Source organism: Rhodanobacteraceae bacterium (assembly GCA_016713135.1).
Lineage (GTDB): Bacteria > Pseudomonadota > Gammaproteobacteria > Xanthomonadales > SZUA-5 > JADKFD01.
On the sequence record JADJPR010000022.1, the window covers coordinates 306,864 to 328,877 of the forward strand.

23 protein-coding genes and 1 pseudogene are annotated in these 22,014 nt (G+C 67.3%); 6 read left to right on the forward strand and 18 right to left on the reverse strand.

The features are described 5' to 3' along the window. Positions 1 to 174: 174 nt before the first annotated feature. From lapB to IPK27_19415, 14 genes are all read right to left on the reverse strand, one after another. Positions 175 to 1,341: a lipopolysaccharide assembly protein LapB gene (gene lapB / locus IPK27_19350; protein MBK8069694.1), complete on the reverse strand. Its 1,167-nt coding sequence runs from the start codon at positions 1,339 to 1,341 to the stop codon at positions 175 to 177. A gap of 4 nt (positions 1,342 to 1,345) precedes the next feature. Beyond that, positions 1,346 to 1,585 (reverse strand): LapA family protein, encoded by a 240-nt coding sequence (locus tag IPK27_19355; protein MBK8069695.1) that lies wholly within the window; start codon positions 1,583 to 1,585, stop codon positions 1,346 to 1,348. Between the two features lie 13 nt (positions 1,586 to 1,598). After that, positions 1,599 to 1,913: an integration host factor subunit beta gene (locus IPK27_19360; protein MBK8069696.1), complete on the reverse strand. Its 315-nt coding sequence runs from the start codon at positions 1,911 to 1,913 to the stop codon at positions 1,599 to 1,601. 96 nt (positions 1,914 to 2,009) lie between these two features. Continuing rightward, entirely contained in the window at positions 2,010 to 3,674 is a 1,665-nt protein-coding gene (gene rpsA, locus IPK27_19365) for a 30S ribosomal protein S1 (protein ID MBK8069697.1), read from the reverse strand. A gap of 147 nt (positions 3,675 to 3,821) precedes the next feature. Beyond that, a complete protein-coding gene (locus tag IPK27_19370) occupies positions 3,822 to 4,502 on the reverse strand; it encodes a (d)CMP kinase (protein MBK8069698.1) in 681 nt (226 codons plus the stop codon). Beyond that, entirely contained in the window at positions 4,499 to 5,833 is a 1,335-nt protein-coding gene (aroA, locus tag IPK27_19375; protein ID MBK8069699.1) for a 3-phosphoshikimate 1-carboxyvinyltransferase, read from the reverse strand. Before aroA ends, IPK27_19370 begins: the two co-directional genes overlap by 4 nt. Further along, a complete protein-coding gene (locus IPK27_19380) occupies positions 5,830 to 6,957 on the reverse strand; it encodes a histidinol-phosphate transaminase (protein MBK8069700.1) in 1,128 nt (375 codons plus the stop codon). The genes aroA and IPK27_19380 overlap by 4 nt, the downstream gene beginning before the upstream one ends. Positions 6,958 to 7,023: 66 nt before the next feature. Next, on the reverse strand, positions 7,024 to 7,212 hold the full coding sequence (locus IPK27_19385; GenBank protein ID MBK8069701.1) for a type II toxin-antitoxin system HicA family toxin: 189 nt from the start codon (positions 7,210 to 7,212) through the stop codon (positions 7,024 to 7,026). Continuing rightward, positions 7,209 to 7,421 carry a type II toxin-antitoxin system HicB family antitoxin gene (locus IPK27_19390; protein ID MBK8069702.1) on the reverse strand — a complete coding sequence of 71 codons (213 nt, stop codon included), beginning with the start codon at positions 7,419 to 7,421 and terminating at the stop codon, positions 7,209 to 7,211. Before IPK27_19390 ends, IPK27_19385 begins: the two co-directional genes overlap by 4 nt. A gap of 48 nt (positions 7,422 to 7,469) precedes the next feature. Continuing rightward, complete coding sequence (gene pheA, locus IPK27_19395) at positions 7,470 to 8,579, reverse strand: prephenate dehydratase (GenBank protein ID MBK8069703.1); 1,110 nt, start codon at positions 8,577 to 8,579, stop codon at positions 7,470 to 7,472. 164 nt (positions 8,580 to 8,743) lie between these two features. Then, positions 8,744 to 9,907 (reverse strand): phosphoglycerate dehydrogenase, encoded by a 1,164-nt coding sequence (locus tag IPK27_19400; GenBank protein ID MBK8069704.1) that lies wholly within the window; start codon positions 9,905 to 9,907, stop codon positions 8,744 to 8,746. Between the two features lie 136 nt (positions 9,908 to 10,043). Next, on the reverse strand, positions 10,044 to 11,126 hold the full coding sequence (gene serC / locus IPK27_19405; GenBank protein ID MBK8069705.1) for a 3-phosphoserine/phosphohydroxythreonine transaminase: 1,083 nt from the start codon (positions 11,124 to 11,126) through the stop codon (positions 10,044 to 10,046). A 173-nt stretch (positions 11,127 to 11,299) separates the two neighbouring features. Continuing rightward, positions 11,300 to 11,851, reverse strand: a complete 552-nt coding sequence (locus tag IPK27_19410; protein ID MBK8069706.1) for a glycine zipper 2TM domain-containing protein — start codon at positions 11,849 to 11,851, stop codon at positions 11,300 to 11,302. A gap of 102 nt (positions 11,852 to 11,953) precedes the next feature. Next, positions 11,954 to 13,318 (reverse strand): formimidoylglutamate deiminase, encoded by a 1,365-nt coding sequence (locus tag IPK27_19415; protein ID MBK8069707.1) that lies wholly within the window; start codon positions 13,316 to 13,318, stop codon positions 11,954 to 11,956. 89 nt (positions 13,319 to 13,407) lie between these two features. Here IPK27_19415 and hutI point away from each other — a divergent pair, with 89 nt between their 5' ends. Continuing rightward, entirely contained in the window at positions 13,408 to 14,625 is a 1,218-nt protein-coding gene (gene hutI / locus IPK27_19420; GenBank protein MBK8069708.1) for an imidazolonepropionase, read from the forward strand. Positions 14,626 to 14,688: 63 nt separating this feature from the next. Here hutI and IPK27_19425 read toward each other — a convergent pair whose 3' ends face one another. Genes IPK27_19425 through IPK27_19435 form a run of 3 tightly spaced genes read right to left on the reverse strand, consistent with a single transcriptional unit; the run spans position 14,689 to position 16,315 of the window. Further along, the gene (locus IPK27_19425) at positions 14,689 to 14,814 is read right to left on the reverse strand and encodes a 30S ribosomal protein THX (protein ID MBK8069709.1); all 126 of its coding nucleotides are present in this window, start codon (positions 14,812 to 14,814) and stop codon (positions 14,689 to 14,691) included. Between the two features lie 56 nt (positions 14,815 to 14,870). Then, positions 14,871 to 15,875 carry an FAD-dependent oxidoreductase gene (locus IPK27_19430; protein MBK8069710.1) on the reverse strand — a complete coding sequence of 335 codons (1,005 nt, stop codon included), beginning with the start codon at positions 15,873 to 15,875 and terminating at the stop codon, positions 14,871 to 14,873. After that, positions 15,875 to 16,315, reverse strand: a complete 441-nt coding sequence (locus IPK27_19435; protein ID MBK8069711.1) for a DUF3429 domain-containing protein — start codon at positions 16,313 to 16,315, stop codon at positions 15,875 to 15,877. Before IPK27_19435 ends, IPK27_19430 begins: the two co-directional genes overlap by 1 nt. Between IPK27_19435 and IPK27_19440 the strand changes: the two genes are divergently transcribed. Beyond that, positions 16,314 to 16,910 carry a nuclear transport factor 2 family protein gene (locus IPK27_19440; protein MBK8069712.1) on the forward strand — a complete coding sequence of 199 codons (597 nt, stop codon included), beginning with the start codon at positions 16,314 to 16,316 and terminating at the stop codon, positions 16,908 to 16,910. The genes IPK27_19435 and IPK27_19440 overlap by 2 nt on opposite strands. Before the next feature lies 1 nt (position 16,911). Here the strand turns inward: IPK27_19440 and IPK27_19445 are convergent, their stop codons facing one another. Then, positions 16,912 to 17,694, reverse strand: coding sequence for a helix-turn-helix transcriptional regulator (locus tag IPK27_19445; protein ID MBK8069713.1), 783 nt, complete (start codon positions 17,692 to 17,694; stop codon positions 16,912 to 16,914). A 119-nt stretch (positions 17,695 to 17,813) separates the two neighbouring features. Here IPK27_19445 and IPK27_19450 point away from each other — a divergent pair, with 119 nt between their 5' ends. From IPK27_19450 to IPK27_19465, 4 genes and pseudogenes are all read left to right on the forward strand, one after another. Continuing rightward, complete coding sequence (locus IPK27_19450) at positions 17,814 to 19,214, forward strand: FAD-binding oxidoreductase (protein ID MBK8069714.1); 1,401 nt, start codon at positions 17,814 to 17,816, stop codon at positions 19,212 to 19,214. A gap of 29 nt (positions 19,215 to 19,243) precedes the next feature. Beyond that, on the forward strand, positions 19,244 to 19,675 hold the full coding sequence (locus IPK27_19455; protein ID MBK8069715.1) for a hypothetical protein: 432 nt from the start codon (positions 19,244 to 19,246) through the stop codon (positions 19,673 to 19,675). A 73-nt stretch (positions 19,676 to 19,748) separates the two neighbouring features. Beyond that, a complete protein-coding gene (locus tag IPK27_19460) occupies positions 19,749 to 20,528 on the forward strand; it encodes a DUF2189 domain-containing protein (protein MBK8069716.1) in 780 nt (259 codons plus the stop codon). A gap of 90 nt (positions 20,529 to 20,618) precedes the next feature. Continuing rightward, positions 20,619 to 22,009, forward strand: a pseudogene (locus tag IPK27_19465) (insulinase family protein). The last annotated feature ends 5 nt before the right edge of the window (positions 22,010 to 22,014 follow it).

Below are 22,014 nucleotides of genomic sequence, written 5' to 3' on the forward strand. Positions count from 1 at the left end.
TGGAGGGCACGAGGGCACGAGGGCACGAGCGCACGAAAGAGCTGGATCGGCGCGAGTCACGGCTTTTGCGTGCCCTCGTGCCCTCGTGCCCTCGTGCCCTCCACTTCGATGCGCGCACAATCGCACCGGAACGGGCGACCGGGACTGCCACCAGCCCACCCACAGCGCCGCGACTCACTCGCCCGGCACTCCATGCACCGGCTTGATGCTGCCCCAGCTCTTGCAACTCGGGCATTGCCAGTGCAAGGCGCGCGGCGAGAACCCACACCGGCTGCAGCGGTAGCCGGGCTTGCGCTCCAGCAGGCGGTGGAGCAGTTCGCGGATCAGCCCGATGGCTTCAGCGCGCTCGCCGGACTCGTCGGGAAAGGACAGCTCTACCACCTTGAGGACACCACGCACCGAGGGACGCTGGTGCAAGCGGTCGGCCAGGAAGCCGACCGCCTCGCTGCGACCTTCGCCGCGCTCGATCATTGCGCTGCGGGCGAGCAAGGCCGCGACGCCCCGGTCGCGCTGCATCATCAGGTCGAGGAAGGCCTGGGCACGCTCTGGCTTGCCGATGGCCTCGTAGCAGGCCAACAGTTCGGCAAGGATCTCGGACAAGAATTCGGGATCGATCTCCGAGGACTTCTCGAAGTGACGGATGGCCTGCTCGAAGGCACCATCGGCCTTGGCCAGGCGCCCGAGCAGCATGTGAGCACGCACACAACGCGCATCGGCCGCCAGGGCCTTCTGCCCCAGGATGCGCGCCTCGGCGGCATTCTTCGCCCGTGCCTGTTCCGCCAGTTCGCAGTAGAACTGCGCAATCAGCGGCTCGGTGGGGTCGCCCGACGCTGCGCGCAGGCGCTCGGCCATTTCAATCGCCCGGTTCCAGTCGCGCTCCTGCTGGTAGATCGAGATCAGGTGGCGCAATGCGGCGGCGGCGTATTGGTCGATCGCCAGCAGGTCGGTGTACAGCGCTTCGGCGCGGTCCAGCAGCCCGGCGCGCATGTAGTCCTCGCCGAGTTCCAGCAGGGCGATGGTGCGCTGCTCGCCGGAGAGCTTAGGGCGGGAATAAAGATCCTGGTGCAGGCGGATCGCGCGGTCGGTCTCGCCGCGGCGGCGGAACAAATTGCCGAGCGCCAACTGAGTCTCGAAGGTATCGCTGTCGAGCTCGGCGATCTTGAGGAAGACCTCGATCGCCTTGTCGGGCTGCTCGTTGAGCAGGTAGTTCAGGCCACTGAAATAGGTCTGCGACAACTGCGAAAAGCGCTGGCCGCTGCTGCGTTCGCTGCCACGCCTGCCGATCAGCCAGCCGGACCAGGCTGCGATGGGCAAGAGCAGCCAGAGGAGGTCCAGGCCCATCGGATCAGGCTCCGCTGCTGCGCGCGCGCTTGAGGTCGCGTTTCAGGCGCAAGACCACCGCGAGGTACAAGCCGAGCGCCCCGGCGATGCTGCCGAAGGCGAAAAATCCGACCAGCGCGACGCCCAGCGGCAGCGTCAGCGCACCGAGCAGTCCGTCGATGGTGACCAGCGAGGAATTGAACGCTGCGAACACGAGGACGATGCCCAGGGCAAGCAGCAGCAGGATGCGGGCAGCCGTCTTCACCGGATCGCCGCCGTCAGGACTTTGCAGCCGGCTTGGCCGTGGCCTTGGCGCTGGCGTTGACCCGCTCGCGCAGCTCCTTGCCCGGTTTGAAGTGGGGAACGTATTTGCCCGAAAGCGAGACCACGTCACCCGTCTTCGGGTTGCGGCCCATGCGCGGCGGACGGAAATGCAGGGAGAAACTGCCGAAGCCACGCACTTCGATGCGTTCGCCACCGGACAGTGCGTCCGCCATCTGGTCGATGACCGATTTGACCGCGAGTTCCACATCCGGCTGGGCGAGATGGGTCTGGCGCGCGGACAACGCGAGGATCAATTCGGACTTGGTCACGAGCATTCCCCCGCGGAGTTCTGGAACGATGACGTCGAGACTAGCGACAAACGAGCCGGGGCGGCAGATGCCGCCCCGGCCCGGATCAACCCTAGATCAGCGGCTCAGCTTTTCCTTCAGCAGCGCGCCCAGCTGGGTCGTGCCGATGGAGGTGCTGTGGTACTCCTCCAGCGCATCGGCCAGTTCGTCTTCTTCCTTGGCGCGGATGGAGAGCTGCAGCGTGCGGCCGCGGCGATCGAGACCGGTGAACTTGGCTTCGATCTTGTCGCCGGCGCGGAAGTACTGGGTGGCGTCGTCGACGCGTTCCTTGGCGATGTCGGAAGCGCGCAGGTAACCCTCCACGCCCTCGCCCAGGTCCACGGTCACGCCGCGCGCGTCGACTTCGCGCACCACGCCGTTGACGATGCTGCCCTTCGGATGCGCGGCCATATAGCTGCCGAACGGATCCTGCTCCAGCTGCTTGATGCCGAGCGAGATGCGCTCGCGCTCCGGATCGACCGCCAGCACCACGGCTTCGATCTCTTCGCCCTTCTTGAAGTTGCGAACCAGATCTTCGCCCGTACCCTGCCAGGAGATGTCGGACAGGTGGACCAGGCCGTCGATGCCGCCATCGAGGCCGACAAAGATGCCGAAGTCGGTGATCGACTTGATCGAACCCGACACGCGGTCGCCCTTCTTGAAGGTACCGGCAAAGGCTTCCCACGGATTGCTGGTGCACTGCTTCATGCCCAGCGAGATGCGGCGACGCTCTTCGTCGATGTCCAGCACCATCACCTCGGTCTCGTCGCCGATGGCAACGATCTTGGCCGGGTTGACGTTCTTGTTGGTCCAGTCCATCTCGGACACGTGCACCAGGCCCTCGACGCCCGGCTCCAGCTCCACGAACGCACCGTACTCGGTCACGTTGGAAACCTTGCCGAACAGGCGGGTGCCCTGCGGGTAACGGCGCGAGATGTTGACCCACGGATCGTCGCCGAGCTGCTTCAGGCCGAGCGAGACGCGGTTGCGCTCGCGGTCGAAGCGCAGCACGCGCACATCGATCTCGTCGCCGACGTTGACCACTTCGGACGGGTGACGCACGCGCTTCCACGCCATGTCGGTGATGTGCAGCAGGCCGTCGATGCCGCCGAGGTCGACGAATGCGCCGTAATCGGTGAGGTTCTTGACCACACCCTTCAGCACCGCGCCTTCCTTCAGCTTCTCCATCAGCTGCTCGCGTTCGACGCTGAACTCGCTCTCGACCACCGCACGGCGGGAGACCACGACGTTGTTGCGCTTGCGATCCAGCTTGATGATCTTGAACTCGAGGTCCTTGCCCTCGAGGTAAACCGGGTCGCGCACCGGGCGCACATCGACCAACGAACCCGGCAGGAACGCGCGGACGTCCTTGATGTCGACGGTGAAACCGCCCTTGACCTTGCCGCTGATGCGGCCGGTGATGGTTTCGTTCTTTTCCAGCGCTTCTTCCAGCTCGTCCCACACCATCGCGCGCTTGGCCTTGTCGCGCGACAGACGCGTTTCGCCGAAACCGTCCTCGAGCGCGTCGAGGGCCACCTTGACCTCGTCGCCAACGCTCACTTCGAGCTCGCCCGCTTCATTGCGGAACTGCTCGATGGGCACCACGCCCTCGGACTTCAGGCCCGCATTGACGATGACGACATCGCTGCGGATTTCAACGACGGTGCCAGTGACGATGGCGCCCGGCTTGAGCTTGCTGATGCGCTCGCTCTGTTCAAACAGTTCGGCAAAACTTTCGGTCATGGTTGATTCCAGAAATAGAAAAAACGCCCGGCGCACGAGGGTGCCGCCGACGCTCGTCCACCCTCTTTCGAGTGTGCGGATTGCTCCGCGCAGGTTATTGATTCCCGGGAGGATTCCGAGTCCTTGTCCCTCTGTTGCGAAACCGGATCAGCGCACCAGCGCGGCTGCCCAGGCAAGCACCGTGGCGACCACAGCGTCGATCGACTGGCTGGTCGAATCGATGGTGCGGGCGTCCGCGGCGGGAACCAGGGGAGCCACCAACCGCGTGCGATCACGCAGGTCGCGCTCTTCGATCTCGCGCAAAAGGGCCGGTAGAATAGCCTCGATTCCCTTTTCGCTCAACTGCTTATGGCGCCGGCGGGCGCGTTCCTCGGCGCTGGCAGTCAGGAAAACCTTCAGCTCGGCCTGCGGAAACACGATCGTGCCCATATCGCGGCCGTCGGCAACCAGGCCCGGCGCCTGCTGGAATTCCCGCTGGCGCTCCAGCAGGGCGGCGCGCACCGCCGGCTGCGCGGCGGCCTTCGACGCCGCCTGCCCCGCCTCTTCGGTGCGGATCGCGTCGGAGATGTCGTCCGCCCCGAACCACGCGTGCGGATCGCCGTCGATTCTGTCCTCGAAGCGGATATCCGCCTCGCGCGCCAGTTTCGCCATCGCTTCGCTGTCGGCCAGGTCCACGCCCAGGCGCAGCGCGGCCACGCCGACGCCACGATAAAGTGCCCCGGAATCGAGGAAGTGCCAGCCCAGGGCGCGTGCCACCGCGCGGCTGATCGTGCCCTTGCCCGAGCCGCTGGGCCCGTCAATGGTGATCACCGGCGCCGTGCGACTCATGCCTGCGCCTCGCCGTCCCGAACCCGGATACCGAGGCCGATCCTGCTGGCCAGGGTGGCAAATCCCGGGAAGCTGGTGTCGACATTGGCGCAATCGTCGATACGGATCGCCTCGCGTGCGCACAGCGACGCCACGGCGAAGCTCATCGCGATACGATGGTCGCCACGGCTGTCGATGCGCCCGCCGCCCAGTTGCTCCCTGCCCTCGATCGCCATGCCGTCCTCGAACTCCTCCACGTCGACGCCGATCGCAGCCAGCCCGCGCGCCATCGCGGCGATCCGGTCGCTCTCCTTGACACGCAACTCATGCGCACCGCGCACCCGGCTGGTGCCTTCGGCGCAAGCCGCGGCGATGGCGAACGCGGGGAACTCGTCGATCATATCGGGCACGCGCGCCAGCGGCACGTCCACCGCGCGTAACGAACTGGGCCGCACGCGCAGATTGCCGACCGGCTCGCCAGCGATGTCGCGGCGGTCGAGGATTTCGATGTCCGCCCCCATGTCCAGCAGGGTGTCGAGCAGGCCGGTCCGACGCGGATTCAGGCCGACGTTCTCGATCACGACCTCGCCGTTGCGCGCGATGGCTCCGGCGACCAGGAAAAAAGCGGCTGACGAAAAATCGCCGGGCACCGCGATTGGCTGGGCCGCCAGTTCCCGTCCCGGGCGCAAGCGCACCGTCAATCCTTCGACCACCACATCCGCCCCGAGCGCGGCGAGCATGCGTTCGGTGTAGTCGCGGGTCGCGGCCGGCTCGGTAACGGCGGTCTCACCGCTGGCATACAGGCCGGCGAGCAATACGCAGGACTTGATCTGCGCGCTGGCGACCGGGCAGGTGTAGTCGATGCCGCGCAAGCCATCGGAAGGCTCGATCAGGAGTGGCGCGGTTCCGGCCTCGGTGCTCGCAATGCGGGCGCCCATTGATCGCAATGGGTCCATCACGCGGCGCATCGGCCGGCGCGACAGTGACTCGTCGCCGACCAGCGTGCTGGCGAAGCGCTGCCCGGCGAGCAGGCCGGCGAGCAGGCGCATCGCGGTGCCGGCGTTGCCGCAGTCGAGCGGGTGCGCCGCGCCGCGCAATCCATGCAGCCCGACGCCCTCGATGAGCAAGTCGGTTTCACCGGTGCGCTCGATTGCGACGCCGAGGTCGCGCAGGATCTGTGCGGTGGCGAGTGTGTCCGCGCCGGGGAGGAAGCCACTGACACGGGTGGTGCCGCGCGCCAGCGCACCAAACATCACCGCGCGATGGGAAATCGACTTGTCCCCCGGCACGGTGATGCGGCCATGCACACGATCAGCCGGCTGCAGGTGGAATTCGCGATTGCCTCCGCTCATGCCAGATCCTCGATCAGGACGTGCCCGAGCGCCTCCAGCAGTTCGTCGTTCTCCTGCGGCAGGCCCACCGTGATGCGCAGGCAGTTCGGCAGGCCATAGCCGCCCATCGGGCGCACGATCACGCCGCGCTTGAGCAGCTCGTCTTCGATCGGCTTGGCCGGCCGCCCGAAATCGACCAGCACGAAGTTGCCCTGAGATGGAAACACGAACAGCCCCAGTTTCTGCAGACCCGCGCGCAGGCGCTCGCGCTGCTCCGCATTGGCGGCGCGCACGCGCTCGACGTGCTCCACATCCGCGATCGCCGCAGCGGCCGCCGCCTGGGCATAGAGATTGACGTTAAAGGTCAGCCGGGTACGTTCGAGGACGGCCGCGAGCGCCGGATTGCTGATCGCATAACCGATGCGCAGGGCCGCCAGACCATGCGCCTTCGAGAAGGTGCGCGTGACCACCACATGCGGATGCAGGCTGGCCAGTTGCAGTGCGTCCGGCACCTGGCGCTCGTCCACGTACTCGCGGTAGGCCTCATCGATCACCACGACGGCCGTGTGCGGCACCTTGACCAGGAAGCGCGCCAGCGTGGTGCGGTCCCACCAGGTGCCGGTCGGGTTGTTGGGATTGGCCAGGTAAACCAGCTTGGTCTTGGGCCCGAGCGCCGCGGTCATCGCGTCCGGATCGGCACCAAAGGGCTGAACACCCTCGCGCGGCAGCGCGGAAACCTGCACCGGCAACGCGCCGCTTCCGATCGCCGCGAGCTTGAACACGGCGAAACCGTACTGCGGGAACACCACTTCATCGCCGGGCGCGACAAAAGTCTCGGCCAGCAGCACCAGCAGTTCATGCGAACCGTTGCCGAGCGTGATCGAGCGTGGGTCCACCCCCCAGCGCTGTGCAATCGCCTGGCGCAGCTTGCGCGCGCCGGCGTCCGGGTAGCGGATGGCGTCTTCGAAGTCGCGCTGCTTCAGCACCTCGCGGACACTGGCGCTCGGCCCCAGCCCGTTCTCGTTGGAACCAAGCTCGAGCATTCGCGGCAGGCCGAGCATCTGGCGAATAGTCTCCGGGTCGTAGCCCGGGTCGTAGGCGGAGAGCCGCTGGACGCCGGGGGCGGCAAGTTGTTCGATCTGCATCATCTACCTCGGATGTTCGCTTTCCTGCAGGTGCGGACGGTGGCTGGATCAGGAGTTCCGCTTGGATCAGGGCAACTCGCTGACGCCCAGATCCCGGCATATCTTTCGCGCCAGGTGGTCGTTGATTTCGTTGTGCCGCGGAATGGCCGATCGAGTCTTCAGCTGCGGATGGTGCCACCAGGAATGACGTGCGCCCTCACGCAGCAACTCGCAACCCAGCCGCGCCAAATGCGCAAGCAGATCGCGACGTTTCATACCGCAATTGCGAGTTCTTCGAATCCCTGGCCCGCTGCAGTGCGCGCATCCATCCGATTCAACTCGATGGCTTCCATCAGGGTGATGCGCAATGTTTCGATGAGGGCATCGCGAGTCGCTTCCTGGCAGTTCACGCCCGGAATTTCCTCAATCCATCCCACCCACCACTGGCCATCCTGCTTGATTGCCGCCGTGTAGCTCGCCTGCATTCTGTCCAACTCCCGCCGGTCCGTTGCCCATTGTACGTCTGCGGACGGTTACACGATCGCCGCGGGGTATGCCCCGAGCACCTTGAGCTGGGCGGCAATCGGGCCCAGGTCTGCCAGCGCGGCTTTCAGCTCGGGGCCGTCGATGTGGCCCTCGACGTCGATGAAGAACACGTAGTTCCACTTGGCGCCCTTGGCGGGGCGCGACTCGATGCGGGTCATGCTGATGCCGTGCTGCGCCAGCGGCGTCAGCAACTGGTACAGCGCGCCCGGTTGGTCCTTGACCGCCAACAGCAGCGAGGTCTTGTCGTGGCCGCTGGGCGGGAACAGTTCGCGCCCCATCACCAGGAAGCGCGTGGTGTTGTCCGGGCGGTCCTCGATGTTCGGCGCCAGCACCTTGAGTCCGTAGACCTGCGCAGCGGCGAGGCCCGCGATGGCGCCGGCATCCTCCGCGTTGCGAGCGCGCCGGGCGGCCTCGGCATTGCTGCTGACGGCGATGCGCTCGGCCTTCGGCAAATGCCGGCGCAGCCAGCTGCGGCATTGCGCCAACGACTGCGCGTGCGAGTACACGCGCTCGATCTGCAAGAGATCAGTCGCGCGCGACAGCAGGTTCTGGTGCACCCTGAGCTCGATCTCGCCGCAGATCTTCAGCGGCGTGGTCAGGAACATGTCGAAGGTGTGGTGGACCGCGCCTTCGGTCGAATTCTCGACCGGCACCACGCAGAAGTCGGCGTTGCCGTTCTCGACCTCGGCGAAAGCCTCTTCGATGCTGGCCATCGGTATCGCGATCACCGAATGCCCGAAGTGCTTCTGCACCGCGGTCTGGCTGAATGTGCCCTCGGGGCCGAGGTAGGCGATCTTCAGCGGGTTCTGCTGGGCGAGGCAGGCCGACATGATCTCGCGGAACACCCGCAGCAGTTCTTCATTCGACAGCGGCCCATGGTTCCGGTCCACCACCGCACGCAACACCTGGGCCTCGCGCTCCGGGCGGTAGTAGTCGATCGCCTGCTTCAACGGCCCCTTGGCGATACCCACCTGGCGCGCATAACCCGCCCGCTCCGCGATCAGGTCCTGGATCTGCTTGTCAACGCTGTCGATGCGCTGGCGCAGCTCGGGCAGCGAGTGTGCGACGGTTGCAGCCTCGGTCTTCTTCTTGGGCATCAGGGTGCTGGAACAGGCGTGGCTGGGGACTGGGGCAAAGGGCGCACGGACGCGAGATCGGGGCGGACTGGCTGACTGCAAATCTGTCAGACCCGAGGACCGGGGTTGTCGCGCACCTCCAGCATGCGCCCCAGCCCCCAGTCCCCAACCCCGCCTTTCCCGGTTCAGAGCACCCTGACCGCAAGAATGCCCTCGATCGCCTCGACCTTGGCCACGACGTCGGACGAGATCGGCTGGTCGAGGTCGAGGATGTTGTAGGCGAGTTCGCCGCGCGAGGAATTGAGCATCTGGGTGATGTTGGCGCCGGCGCCACCGAGCACGTGCGAGAGCTGGCCGATCATGTTCGGCACGTTGCGGTTGGCCACAGTCAGGCGCTGCGCGCCGGCGCGCGGCAGGCGCACGCTGGGGAAATTCACTGCGTTGGTGACATTGCCGTTCTCGAGGTAATCGCGCAGTTGGTCGGCGACCATCACCGCGCAGTTCTCCTCGGCTTCGTTGGTCGAGGCGCCCAGGTGCGGGAAGGAAACCACCTTCGCGTGCGACAGGGTGCGCGCGGTCGGGAAGTCGCTGACGTAATGGCCGAGCTTGCCGCTGTCGAGTGCCGCGATCACCGCTTCCTCGTCAACCACGCCCTCGCGCGCGAAGTTCAGCAGGACCAGGCCGTCCTTGGCGTTCGCCAGCGCGGCGGCGTTGATGGTGCCCTTGGTTGCGGGGTTCAGCGGCACATGCAGCGAGATGAAGTCCGACGCAGCGAGCACTTCGCCAAGGCTGCCGGCCTTGTCGACATCGCTGGACAGCTGCCATGCGCCCTCGACGGTCATGTGCGGGTCGAAGCCGATCACGCGCATGCCGATGCCCTTGGCCGCGTTCGCCACGCGCACGCCGATCGCGCCGAGGCCAACCACGCCGAGCGTGCGGCCGACCACTTCGGAACCGACGAAGCGCTTCTTGCCGTCCTCGACCTTGTGCTCGAGCTGTGGATCGGACGGATCCAGGCTGCGCACGAACTCGGTGGCCTCGCGCAGGTTGCGCACCGCCATCAGCATGCCGGCGAGCACCAGTTCCTTGACCGCATTGGCATTGGCGCCCGGCGCATTGAACACCACGATGCCGCGCTTGCTGAGTTCGGTCACCGGCACGTTGTTGGTGCCGGCGCCCGCGCGCGCCACCGCTTTCAGCTCGGGGTTGACCGGAATCTTGTGCAGGTCCGCCGAGCGCACCAGGATCGCGTCCGGCGCGTCGACGTTGTCGCCGATCTCATAACGGCCTTGCGGCAGGCGCGAGGTGCCGCTGACGGAGATCTTGTTGTACGTACGGATCTTGAACATCGGGATGTCCTGGAAGCAGAAACGGGGGATGGGGCACGGCATACGCGGCACGGGAGAAGCGGAGCGCGCGAGTCCGGTGATGCCTAGGGCGGCATTTGCGTGCCCCCTGCCCCGTGCCTCGTGCCCCGCTTCTGCCTCACCCGTTCTTCCGCTGGAACTCGCGCATGTAGTCGATCAGCGCAGCCACCGCATCCTCGCCGGTGGCGTTGTAGATGCTGGCGCGCATGCCGCCGACCGCGCGGTGGCCCTTCAGGCCGAGCATGCCGGCGGCCTCGGCACCCTTGAGGAAGGGCGCATCGAGCTTCTCGTCGGGCAGCACGAAGGGCACGTTCATCCACGAGCGGTAACGCGGATCCACCTTGTTGGTGTAGAAGCCACCGGAACCGTCGATCGCCGCGTACAGCGCCTCGGCCTTGCGCCGGTTGGTCGCGGCGACGGCGCCGAGGCCACCCTGCTGCTTGACCCAGTCGAACACCAGCGCGGCGATGTACCAGCCGAAGGTCGGCGGGGTGTTCAGCATCGACTGGTTCTCGGCATGCGCCTTGTACGACAGGATCTGTGGCAGCGCGCGCGGCTTGCGCTCGAGCAGGTCGTCGCGGACGATCATCACGGTGATGCCGGAGGGGCCGATATTCTTCTGCGCGCCGGCGTACAGCACGCCGTACTTCGAGACATCCAGCGGGCGCGACAGGATCGTGCTGGAGACATCGGCGATGACCGGAGCGGACTGTGCCGGCAGGTCGTAGAACTCCACGCCGTGGATAGTCTCGTTCGGCGTCACGTGCAGGAAAGCGGCGTTGTCGCTGAGTTTCCAACTGGCCACGTCAGGGACGGTGGTGAAGTTCGAGTCGGCGCTGGTCGCGGCGATCTTCGCGGCGCAGACCGGCTTGGCCTCCTTGGCCGCCTTCTCGCCCCAGGCGCCGGTGACCCCGTAGTCTGCGGCCTGGTCGGGGGCTGCGAAGTTCATCGGCAGCAGCGCGAACTGGGTGGTCGCGCCGCCCTGCAGGAACAGGACCTTGTAGTTCGACGGGATCGCGAGGATCTCGCGCAGACTGGCCTCGGCGCTCTCGGCCAGGGCGATGAAAGCCTTGTCGCGATGGCTGATCTCCATCACCGAGGCGCGGGCATCGCGCCACTCCAGCATCTCCTGCTGGGCTTGTCGCAACACGGGTTCGGGCAGCGCACCGGGACCGGCGCTGAAGTTGTAGGCACGGCTCACGCGAAAGCTCCTCACAAGGGCTTGACGCGCCGCAGCATAGGACACCGCCTACGATCGGCGGAAGGCTTGTGTATTCGAATAAATTGGGGTGCCGGCGAATTGCCCGCGCCGCCCAATCGTGCTCACGCTCAAAACTGCCGCGCCCGGCAGCGTTCGGTGCTCACCCGTCACGATCAGGGATCAGCTGGTTCCACCGAGACGCGCACGCGCAGCTTCTCGCCCGGATCGTAGCCCAGCCGCGAGAAGAACACCTCACCACGGTAACGGTACTCGACGTCGTAGCCGACGATGCGCCGCTCGTCGTAGCCGGACTCGACCACGCGGCAGCGGGTTTCGACGCCACGATAGGTGCGCGAAGGATTGTCATTGGCATCGACCTCGCGGCCGACCGCACCACCAATCACCGCGCCGGCCACCGTGGCGGCGCGTCGGCCATCGCCCTTTCCGACCTGATTGCCCAGCGCGCCACCGATCAGCGCACCGACGATGGTGCCGGTGTTGGTGTTTTCGTAGCGCCCGCCGCGGCGCGACACCTCGGTGTCGTAGCACTCTTCGCGCGGCTCGTTGACGCGCACGCTCTCGTATACCGGGTCTACCCGGAGCACGTCGGCATACACCAGACGCACGTTTTCGTCTTCCGGATACTCTGAGTAACCGCGCGGCTGAGCTGCGACCAGCGCAGGCAGACTCAGGGCGGCCAGGAGCAGCGAAATCGACTTGCGCATCGGACGATCTCCGTGACGGCATCAATGCCGTTCTCATGGGGCAATTACACCAGTGCAGCGCTGAATGCTGTCTGAGACGGCGCCGGGTTTCCAGCCCCCCGTTCAGCTCGCCAGCCGCTGCAGCTCCTGCAGATACGCTCGCGAGTACGCATCGCGCCGCGGATGCTGCCCCGCGTGAACCACTCTCTGGCCCGACACGCCCACCTGGCGCGGCGGATGACGGCTCGGCGCAAAGATCCAGCAGCCCATGATCTCGTCGGGCGACGCGCCCGCGCAGGCTGGATCGCCGTCGTCGAGCACGATCCAGTCGGCGTCGCCGCCGAAACGGAACCCGCCCGGGGCGGCACCGCAGGCCTGCGCGCCGCCGGCAACCGCCTCGCTCCACAGGTTCGCCGCGACATCCGGGCGCTCACCGTCTCCCAGCAGCGTGCGCCGCCCGCTCGCGAGTCGCGCCTGGTATTCCAGCCAGCGCAGTTCTTCGCGCGGATCGAGGCCGATATGGCTGTCGGAGCCGATGCCGTAGCGCCCTCTCCGCCCGCGCAGCCCAGGCAAGTCGAACAGACCGTCGCCGAGATTGGCCTCGGTCGTGGTGCAGATGCCGACCACCGCGCCGGCGCGCGCGATCGCGTCGAGTTCACCCGCGCTGGCGTGCGTTGCGTGCACCAGGCACCAACGCGCGTCGACTTCCGCCAGGTCGAACAGGCGTTCGATCGGACGCCGGCCATGCACCGCCAGGCACTGGTCGACCTCCAGTTGCTGTTCGGCCACATGGATGTGCAGCGGCCGGTCGGCCCAGAACGGATCGGCCAGCAGTTCGCTGAGGGCTTCTGCGGACACGGCGCGCAGCGAGTGGATGGCGGCACCCACGCGCAAGCGGGGGCCATCGGCCTGTCGCGCCAGGCTCTGGCACAGATCCAGGAATTCGTTTGTCGGGTGTGCAAAACGCAGTTGCCGCTCGACCAGCGCTTCATCGCGGAACCCGCCGCGCTGGTACAGCGTCGGCAGCAGCGTCAGGCCGATGCCGACCTCGGCCGCGGCCGCGATCAGCGCCTGCGACATCGCGTCGCTGTCTGGATAGCGGGCGCCACCGGGCTGGTGGTGCACGTAGTGAAACTCGCACACGCGCGTGTAGCCCTGCTCGACCATCTCGGTGTACAGCCAGCGGGCAATCGCGTGCAGCGACTGCGGATCGATGCGCCCGGCGTGGCGGTACATCGCCTCGCGCCAGCTCCAGAAGCTGTCGTCGGAGCGACCGAAGCGTTCGGCGCTACCCGCCATTGCCCGCTGGAAGGCGTGCGAGTGCAGATTCGGCATCCCCGGCAGCACGAAACGGCCAAGGTGTGGGACTCTCCTGCGCGGGCTGTCGGGCGCCACCTCGGTCCAGCGCCCGTCCGCGCCGGCAACCAGGCGGACATTGGCGCGCCAGCCATCCGGCAGCAGCGCGTAGTCGCAGTGACCCTGGAACATGTGCTATCCCGTGGTTCGAATCGGCTGATGCTACGTCGAGTACCGCTTGCCGGCACCGCATCGCCACCCTTGAGCCGGAGATTGCGCCGATGTGGGATTGTCTGTGGATCGCGCCGCGGCTGTGGACCGGCGGCACCGCGCCGGCCTTGATCGAGGACGCCGCACTGGCATGCCAGGGCGGCAGGATCACCTATGCCGGCCCTGCGAACGACCTGCCCGACGCGCCATCGCGACTGGCACGCGAGGTGCGCCGGCACGCGCATGGCCTGCTGACGCCGGGCCTGATCGATTGCCACACGCATCTGGTGTTTGCCGGGAACCGCGCGGACGAATACCGCGAGCGCCTGGCCGGGACCAGTTACGCCCAGATCGCGGCGCGCGGCGGCGGCATCGCCGGCAGCGTGCGCCTGACCCGCGCGGCGAGCAGCGACGAGCTCTACGCCCAGGCCGCTGCCCGCGCGCGGCAATTGATCGCGGACGGCGTCACCACCATCGAGATCAAGAGCGGCTACGGGCTGGACCTGGAATCCGAGCGCAAGATGCTCAAGGTGGCGCGCCGTCTGGGCCGCAGCCTGGGCGTGACCGTACGCACCAGCTATCTCGCCCTGCATACGGTGCCAGCCGACACCAGCGATCGCGCCAGCTACGTGCGCGCGGCCATCGAGGAGTGGTTGCCGCAACTGGCGGCCGAAGGCCTGGTCGATGCGGTCGACGCCTATCATGAGGGCATCGCATTCAACGCCGACGAAGTCGCTGCGCTGTTCCGCGCCGCGGCCGCGCTGAAACTGCCGGTACGCCTGCACGCAGACCAGTTGAGCGACCAGCAGGGCGCCGCGCTCGCCGCCGCGCACGGCGCGCTTTCGGCCGACCATCTGGAATGCACCGACGCCGCGGGCTGCGCCGCACTGGCGCGCGCGGGCACCGTGGCGGTTCTGTTGCCCGCCGCCTACCTGGTGCTCAAGGAAACCCGCAAACCACCGGTGACGCAGCTACGTGAGGCAGGCGCCGCGATGGCAGTCGCCACCGACGTCAATCCCGGCACATCGCCGCTATTGTCGCTGCGCACGGCGATGAGCCTGGCGATCAGCCTGTTCGACCTGCAGGTGGAGGAAGCCCTGCTCGGCACCACGCTGCATGCGGCAAAGGCGCTGGGTCTGCAAGAGACGCACGGCATCCTCGCGCCCGGAAAGCGCGCGGATTTCGTCTGCTGGGAAGCGGAATCGCCGGCCGAGCTGGTCTACTGGCTCGGCGGGGTGCTCGCACGCGAAGTGGTCGCGGGCGGCAACATCATCCACGGCCGCCCCTAACAGCATTGATGCCGGAACGGGGCGACCTGCGACTGGCGTGCGGCGGAATGCCCGCCGCGCGGCTCAGCCCTTCTTGGCGGCCTTGGCCGGCGCCGCGACGACTGCCTTCTTCGCCCGCTGCAGGCGGCTGTTGCCGTAGGAACCCTTGAAGATCTTGCCCTTGCGGCTGCGCTTGTCGCCACGACCCATGTTCTTCTCCATCCTTGCAGTGCTGGCCGGCACCGTGCCGAACCAAACCGCGAAGACTAACAGGTCGCGCCGCGGGCTGCACCTGCCCATGCCAGTGCGTGCGCCGCGAGCGCGCGTCCGCTGAGCCAGGCGCCCTCCAACCGCGAACCACAGCACCAGTCGCCACCCAGGGCGATCCGGCGCGTCGCATCCGCCAGCGCGCCCGCATCCAGGGGCGCCTCGGCGAGGGCGTAGCGCCAGCGATGCGCCCACCAACGCGCCGGTGCGTGCCCGCTCCCGGTGATCCCGGCGAAGGCGGCGAGGATCTCCGGCCCCACAGCATCCGGCGTCGACTCCAGGTGTGCGCGGCTGAACCTTGGGCCGGCATGCACCAGCCAGCGCTCCCCTGATGGCCGCAGCGGCTTGCTGCTGTCGCGCGCGATCCATGAAAGTGGCCCGTGATTGACGAAGGCCGCGTCGAATTCGAGCTCGATGGGGCGATCGAATTCCAGCATCACCGCCCAGCACGGGGCGAAGCGGATCGCCGCGGCATCGCGCGAGACCGCCTCATGCGGCAGCAACTCGACCGCCTGGGTCGCCGGCAGGGTGCACAGCAGGCTGGCGAATGGCCCCTCGCGACCACCGTCGGCGAGTTGCAGCCACCACCCGTGCGCGTCGCGCGTGCAATCGACCACCCGCCGGCTGCACTGGACATCCAGCCCCAGGAGCAAATCGGCCGCCAGTGCCGACATCCCGGGCTGCGCCACCCAGCGGGTCTCGTGGGTTCCCGGTTCCCGGCGGCCGTCGGCATCGATGACGCTCATCCGTGGCTGCCAGCGAGCGACGACGCCGCGCTCGCGCAGGCGATCGACCGCCGCGATGAAGGCGGGATCGCGCGCCGTGAAGTACTGTGCGCCGTGGTCGAAATGCGCGCCGTCGCGTACCCGCGTCGCGGCGCGACCGCCGGGCGCGCGACCCTTGTCGTAGACGCGGACGGCGACTCCGTTGTCCGCCAGCGCGCGGGCGGCGCTGGCGCCAGCGATCCCGGCGCCGAGGACGGCAACCACTTCCACGCCGCCCATCAACCGGCTCCGGACAGCACGGCGATGAGCACCACGTGCACCACCACCACCGCGCCGGAGAGCCGCGCGCGCAGCTTCATGAACCACGCTGGCCATTCCGGCGACGGCCGGCGCATCACGTCGAAGAAGCCGATCACGGCATACACCAGCGCCAGGATCTTCAGCGCGTCGAGCGGCTGGACCAGCAGGCTGCCGCAGGCGATGAGGCTGGGAAACACCGACAGCGCCAGCGGACGCCAGCCGGCCTCACCCAGCGCCGCGCCCCAGCGAACTCCGCCGAGAAAGGACAGGATCACTGCCGAATAGGCGACGAAAGCCTGCAGCGCGAGCGCCCGCAGCGGCGCGTCTTCGACGATCATTGCGCCCAGCGCCGCGGCCGCAAACGGGATCAACCCGGTCCCGCCCAGCCACGCGGCAGCGGGCGGGATCTGTCTCGACATGAACGCACCGGGTGCCGCCAAGCTCTACTCCTTCACCGCGGGCCGACACCGCTTCCGGTCAGCTGCCGCCACCAAACTGCAGGAATTGCGAATCATGGAATACCTGGATGTGCTGGAAAGGTGCAGGACGACCCTGCCCCAGCCCTTTGGGCGTGGATCCGACGCGGAGCGCGATGCCCTGGCGCGCTTCGCCCGGTTTTTCTCCGACTTCTCGCCGGACAAGGTTGACCGGCTGGTCGACCTGACTTATGCGCCGGATGTGTGGTTCAACGATACGTTGAAGACGATTCGCGGCCGCGACGCCCTGCGAGGCTACCTGCGCCACAGCGCCGAAGCCGTGGAGAGCTGCCGCGTCGAGATCCTGGACACCCTCGGCAACGACCGCGGGGACTATTACCTGCGTTGGACGATGGTGATCCGTTTCCGCCGTTTCAAGCGGGGGCAGGACACCCAGACCATCGGCATGAGCCATTTGCGCTTCAACGCCGAAGGCCTGGTGCTGCTGCACCAGGACTACTGGGATTCGACCGCTGGGCTGTTCGAGCACGTGCCGCTGCTCGGCACCGGCATCCGCGCGATCAAGCGGCGGGTCTGATTCACACGCGAGGGGGGCGGCGCCTGGCCGCCGGCTTGCCGCCCTGCCCGACTTCCTCGCGCAGCGACTGCAGCAGCGAGAACTGGAAGGGTCGCATGCCGATCACCAGGCCCACGCCGCGGCGCTTGGCGCCGGGCAGGCTGGCGTCCACCGACGCCAATTCGGTGAATTCGCGCACCATGCGTTCCAGTCGTCGGCGCAGCAGCGCCAGCGAAGCGCTGCCCAGTTCCTTGACCTCCAGGCGCAGCAGCGCATCGCTGCCCTCGAAGCTGCCGCGGAAGAACTCGACCAGCGCGCTGCGCGCCCAGCGCCGCATTACCGGCCCCTGCGCGCGCCATTCGAAATCCCGCGCCACGCATAACCTCACGCGGTTCTCCGGTTGCAGTTCGAGCAGTTTCAGGCGGTCCAGCCGCGCCAACAGGCGCACGATCGCGGTGTCGGCGATGCCGAACTCCTGCTGCACCTCGGCCACGCTCCAGTCATTGCACAACAGGTGGAACAGGATCAGCAGCCGCGGCTCCTCGGCCAGCGCTTCCTCCTGCGCCAGGTTGAGCTCGCTCGCCTGCTCGGACACCCGGCGGCCACTCTTGGCGAGCTCGAAGAAATCGATCTCGAGCACTGCGCAGATGCGCTCCAGGCGTTCCAGTGTGATCCCGCCACGCGAGAACATGCGCTTGACGCTCGGCTCGGACAGATCGAGGGCGCGGGCGAGGTCCGCATAGCGCAGGTTGCGCGCCTTCAACTGTCGCTTGAGCGCCTCGCGCAGGCGCAGGGCTTCGCTCATGGGTGCGCTCCGCGGATCGCCGTCCGCTCCGGTAGGTATCGCCATTCGATACCTTGAACGCACGTATTGCAACATGTGCGGTGCACGCACAGCCTGCGGCCACCCACCCGGAGGCCGCCATGAGCGTCATCGATCCCGTCGCCACCCGCAGCGTCCGTCTCAACGACGTGCACTCGCGCCTCAACGCCACCCAGGTTGCCGAGGTCCTGCGACCGGTGTCGGTCGAGGCGGCGGCCTCGATGATCCGGCGCGCGGCACGCAGCGGCGCGCCGCTGGTGCCGATGGGCGCGCAGCATGCGATGGGCGGACAGCAATACCTCGACGGCGGCCTGGTGATTGACACCGCCGGGCTCGACCGCATCGAGCAGTTCGACGATGTCCGCGGCCTGGTGACCGTCGAAGGGGGCATCCGCTGGCCGGCGCTGCTCGACTGGCTGCAGCGCAGCCCGCGCAACTCCGGCCGCTGGACGGTGCGCCAGAAACAGACTGGCGGCGACAACTTCAGCCTCGGTGGCTCGGTCGCGGCAAACGTGCATGGCCGGATCCTCGGCCACGGTCCGCTGGTGGACGACATCGAATGGCTGGAGATCGTCGATGCCAGCGGCGAGCGCCGCAAACTCAGTCGCAACGAGGATCCGCTGCACTTCGCCCACGTGGTCGGCGGCTATGGCCTGTTCGGCCTGGTCACGCGGGTCTGCCTGCGCCTCACCCGCGAGCAGACGCTCGAGCGCGAGGTGTCGCTCGAACGCGTCGGCACGCTGATGCAGCGCTTCGACGAGGCCATCGCGCGGGGCTGCCGCTATGGCGATTTCCAGTTCGCGGTCGATCCGGACAGCCCGGATTTCCTCGACCTCGGCATCCTGTCCTGCTACCGGCCGGTGGATGCCGAACCCAGCCAGAATCCGCTGGCGCTGGGCAACGACGGCTTCCGTCATTTGCTGCACCTGGCGCACGTGGACAAGACCCGTGCATTCGACGAGTACGCGGCGCACTATCAGCGCAGCCACGGCCAGCGCTATCCGCTGTTGGCGCAGCACAGCGGGATCTACCTCGACGGCTACCACGATGCCATCGACCACGCGCTCTGCCACCACGGCTCGGAGATGATCAGCGAGTTGTACGTTCCGCGCCCGCAGTTCGCGCGTTTCATGGGCCTCGCGGCCGAGACCCTGCGCCGTCACCGCGCGGATCCGATCTACGGCACCGTGCGCCTGATCGAGCCCGACCGCACCACCGCACTGCCCTGGGCGCGCGAAGCCTGGGCCTGCACCGTCTTCAACCTGCACGTGCAGCACCGCGGCAACGGCCCGCTGGAGGCCGCTGCAGCCTTCCGCGGCCTGATCGACTGCGCGCTCGATTGCGGCGGCAGTTACTACCTCACCTACCACCGCTGGGCCCGCCCGGATCAGCTGGAAGCCGCACACCCAGGCATCCGTGCATTCCTGGCGCACAAGCGCGAATTGGATCCGCGCGGCGTGTTCCAGAGCGACTGGTACCGGCATCTGCTGCGCTGTCTCTGAGCCCAACCCCTTCCTGACGGAGTCCTGCCATGATCAAGACCCTGATGCATTTGCTGCCAGCCTGCCTGGTTGCAGCGAACGCCAACGCCCTGGAGGCGACGCAGCTGACCGGTCACTGGGAGGGCTCTGGACGTTATTACGAGGTCCGCTTGCAGCGAGAACTGCCGGCACCCCGGTTTGAACTGACGATCGACGCCGACCTGGTGTTGCGCGGCAAGCTTGGCGACGCCACCATCGTGCCCGCGCGGCCGCGCAAGACCGGCGACCGGGTCGATTACTACCTGGCACTCGATGGCCGCGTCGCGCCGGGAGAGTCGATGCAAGGCAAGGACCATGTCCTGATCCTGATCCATGGGCTCGACGCGGACAGTTTCGAGGCCGATTTCCACCTGAAGGACTCGTTCGGCTTCGACTTCAGCATGCACCCCGGCGAATTGCACGGCAACCGTCACCAGCCCTGAGGCCGCGATCACCTGCCCGGGCGGCGGCGCGGCGGGATAGCATCGCCCGCACAACCGGCAGCGGGGGAGGACGATGGCAGCTGATCGCAACGATGCGGCACCCGAGGACACGCGTCCCTTCGTCGTTCCTTGCGCCGACTTGACGCCCGCAGCCCCCTGGCGCTGGCTGCGCCTGGGCTGGCAGGATTTGCGCGCCGCGCCGGGGCTGTCGCTGGTTTTCGGTGGGGTGATCCTGCTGGTCAGCATCGGCGTCTCGGCGCTGGCCTGGTACCTCGGGCGCTTCGCGCTGCTGGCAACCTTGGTGTCGGGTTTCGTTTTCGTGGCGCCGCTGATCGGCGTCGGGCTCTATTGTGTCAGCCGCGAACTGGCGGCCGGCCGTCGACCCACGCTCGACAAGTCTTTCGTGCTCGCACGGCGTGTGGTCGGCCAGGCCGGCGTGTTCGCGCTGGCGCAGCTGGTGATCCTGCTGCTGTGGTCGCGCGCCGGGATGATGATCAATGTGTTCGTGCCGGTGCAGGCAGACGACTGGCCGGCATTGATCGAATACCTCGCGATCGGCTCGGCCGTGGGCTCGATCTTCGCCTCGTTCACCTTCGCCACTGCAGCATTCTCGCTGCCGATGATCGCCGATCGTGATGTCGACATGGTGACCGCCTGCGTGTCCAGCGTGAACGCGGTGCTGCGCAACAAATGGACCATGCTGCTGTGGGGCGCGCTGATCGCGCTACTGACGGCGATTGGATTCGTCACCGCCTACCTCGGCCTGGTGGTGATCATGCCCTGGCTGGCCTATGCGGCCTGGCACGCCTATCGCGAAACCCTGGACGCCTCGGCCTGGCCGGCGCTGGACTGATCGCCGCCACAGTGACTTTCGCCCCTGTACGGGCGGGATGGCGGGCGTAGCCTCGCGACCCTTGTTCACACTCAGGTCGGACGCCCGCCCATGCTGCCTGCACGCCCGCGCACCTTGCTGTCGCTTGCCCTCACCCTCTCCCTGCCGATGTTCGCGGCCGCCGCGGATGCCGATCGCTGGGAGATCCCGGTGGCGGTCAGGACCCTCGACAATGGCCTGACGGTGGTCGTTTCGAGGACCGCAGCGCGCCGGTCGTCGGCGTCAGCGTGGTCTACAAGGTCGGTATGCGGCTGGAGCCGAAGAACCGTACCGGTTTCGCGCACCTGTTCGAGCACCTGATGTTCGAGGGCACGCCGAACGCGCCGGAAGGCACCTTCGACAAGGTCATCACCGGCGGCGGCGGCCGCAACAACGGCTCCACCCGGCCGGACTACACCAACTACATCGAAGTGGCACCGGCCTCCGCGCTGGAGCCCATCCTGTGGCTGGAGGCGGACCGCATGACTACCCTGGACTTCAACGAGAAGACCCTGAAGAACCAGCAGGACGTGGTCAAGGAAGAGATCCGCGTCAACGTGAAGAACCAGCCCTACGGCGGCTTCATGTGGATCGACATCTCGCAGCACGCCTTCCAGAAGTGGGAGAACAACCACGACGGTTACGGCAGCTTCGTCGACCTGGACAACGCCAGCCTGGACGACGTGCGCGCCTTCCACCGCGACTATTACGGCCCGAACAACGCCGTGATCGCGATGGCCGGCGACATCAGCGCCGAGGAAGGCTTCAAGCTGGCCGAGAAGTACTTCGGCAAGATCGAGCGCCGCGAGACGCCGCCGCCCCCGGATGTGAGCGAGCCGTTGAACACCAAGGAAAAACGCATCACCCAGGCTGACGACCTGGCCCAGGTGCCGGCGGTGGCCGTTGCGTGGAAAATCGCCGAGCGCGGCAGCCCGGACCAGGCGCCGTTCGCGGTGCTCGCCGAAGTGCTCGCCGGCGGCGATGCCTCGCGCATGTACCAGGGTCTGGTGAAGGGCAAGGAAATGGCCCTGAACATCGATTTCCTGTTCGGCCTTACCAGCCCCTTCGAGTTCGACGGCCCGACCCTGTTGACGCTGTTCGCGCTGTACAAGCCGAACGTCACCAGCGAGCAGCTGATCGCGGAGATGGACGCGCAGATCGCGAAGATCGTCGCCGAAGGGGTCTCCGACGAGGAGCTCGCGCGGGTCAAGACCGGAATGCTCGCGGACTGGAACAACGGCAACGAGAGCCTGCTGAGCCGCGCCGACAACCTGGCGATCTTCCAGGCGCTGTGGGGCGACGCGAAGGTCATCAACCAGGTGCCGGGCTGGATCGAAGGCGTGACCTCCGACGACTTGAAACGTGTCGCGAAGAAGTACCTGACCGCCGAGAACCGCACCGTCATCGATCGCAAGCCGAAGGCCATGCTGGCCGACGCTGCCGCCAGCAAGAACGAGGGCTGAGAACC

What these genes read in the sequence shown, in the direction of transcription:
- hutI (MBK8069708.1), top strand. Translation starts at nt 13,408, where the DNA reads ATGTGGGATTGTCTGTGGATCGCGCCGCGGCTGTGGACCGGCGGCACC.
- IPK27_19390 (MBK8069702.1), bottom strand. Translation starts at nt 7,421, where the DNA reads ATGCAGGCGAGCTACACGGCGGCAATCAAGCAGGATGGCCAGTGGTGG.
- IPK27_19445 (MBK8069713.1), bottom strand. Translation starts at nt 17,694, where the DNA reads ATGAGCGAAGCCCTGCGCCTGCGCGAGGCGCTCAAGCGACAGTTGAAG.
- IPK27_19440 (MBK8069712.1), top strand. Translation starts at nt 16,314, where the DNA reads ATGAACGCACCGGGTGCCGCCAAGCTCTACTCCTTCACCGCGGGCCGA.
- IPK27_19430 (MBK8069710.1), bottom strand. Translation starts at nt 15,875, where the DNA reads ATGGGCGGCGTGGAAGTGGTTGCCGTCCTCGGCGCCGGGATCGCTGGC.
- IPK27_19460 (MBK8069716.1), top strand. Translation starts at nt 19,749, where the DNA reads ATGGCAGCTGATCGCAACGATGCGGCACCCGAGGACACGCGTCCCTTC.
- IPK27_19425 (MBK8069709.1), bottom strand. Translation starts at nt 14,814, where the DNA reads ATGGGTCGTGGCGACAAGCGCAGCCGCAAGGGCAAGATCTTCAAGGGT.
- aroA (MBK8069699.1), bottom strand. Translation starts at nt 5,833, where the DNA reads ATGAGCGGAGGCAATCGCGAATTCCACCTGCAGCCGGCTGATCGTGTG.
- IPK27_19415 (MBK8069707.1), bottom strand. Translation starts at nt 13,318, where the DNA reads ATGTTCCAGGGTCACTGCGACTACGCGCTGCTGCCGGATGGCTGGCGC.
- IPK27_19380 (MBK8069700.1), bottom strand. Translation starts at nt 6,957, where the DNA reads ATGCAGATCGAACAACTTGCCGCCCCCGGCGTCCAGCGGCTCTCCGCC.
- IPK27_19400 (MBK8069704.1), bottom strand. Translation starts at nt 9,907, where the DNA reads ATGTTCAAGATCCGTACGTACAACAAGATCTCCGTCAGCGGCACCTCG.
- IPK27_19385 (MBK8069701.1), bottom strand. Translation starts at nt 7,212, where the DNA reads ATGAAACGTCGCGATCTGCTTGCGCATTTGGCGCGGCTGGGTTGCGAG.
- pheA (MBK8069703.1), bottom strand. Translation starts at nt 8,579, where the DNA reads ATGCCCAAGAAGAAGACCGAGGCTGCAACCGTCGCACACTCGCTGCCC.
- IPK27_19455 (MBK8069715.1), top strand. Translation starts at nt 19,244, where the DNA reads ATGATCAAGACCCTGATGCATTTGCTGCCAGCCTGCCTGGTTGCAGCG.
- IPK27_19370 (MBK8069698.1), bottom strand. Translation starts at nt 4,502, where the DNA reads ATGAGTCGCACGGCGCCGGTGATCACCATTGACGGGCCCAGCGGCTCG.
- rpsA (MBK8069697.1), bottom strand. Translation starts at nt 3,674, where the DNA reads ATGACCGAAAGTTTTGCCGAACTGTTTGAACAGAGCGAGCGCATCAGC.
- IPK27_19435 (MBK8069711.1), bottom strand. Translation starts at nt 16,315, where the DNA reads ATGTCGAGACAGATCCCGCCCGCTGCCGCGTGGCTGGGCGGGACCGGG.
- lapB (MBK8069694.1), bottom strand. Translation starts at nt 1,341, where the DNA reads ATGGGCCTGGACCTCCTCTGGCTGCTCTTGCCCATCGCAGCCTGGTCC.
- IPK27_19410 (MBK8069706.1), bottom strand. Translation starts at nt 11,851, where the DNA reads ATGCGCAAGTCGATTTCGCTGCTCCTGGCCGCCCTGAGTCTGCCTGCG.
- IPK27_19450 (MBK8069714.1), top strand. Translation starts at nt 17,814, where the DNA reads ATGAGCGTCATCGATCCCGTCGCCACCCGCAGCGTCCGTCTCAACGAC.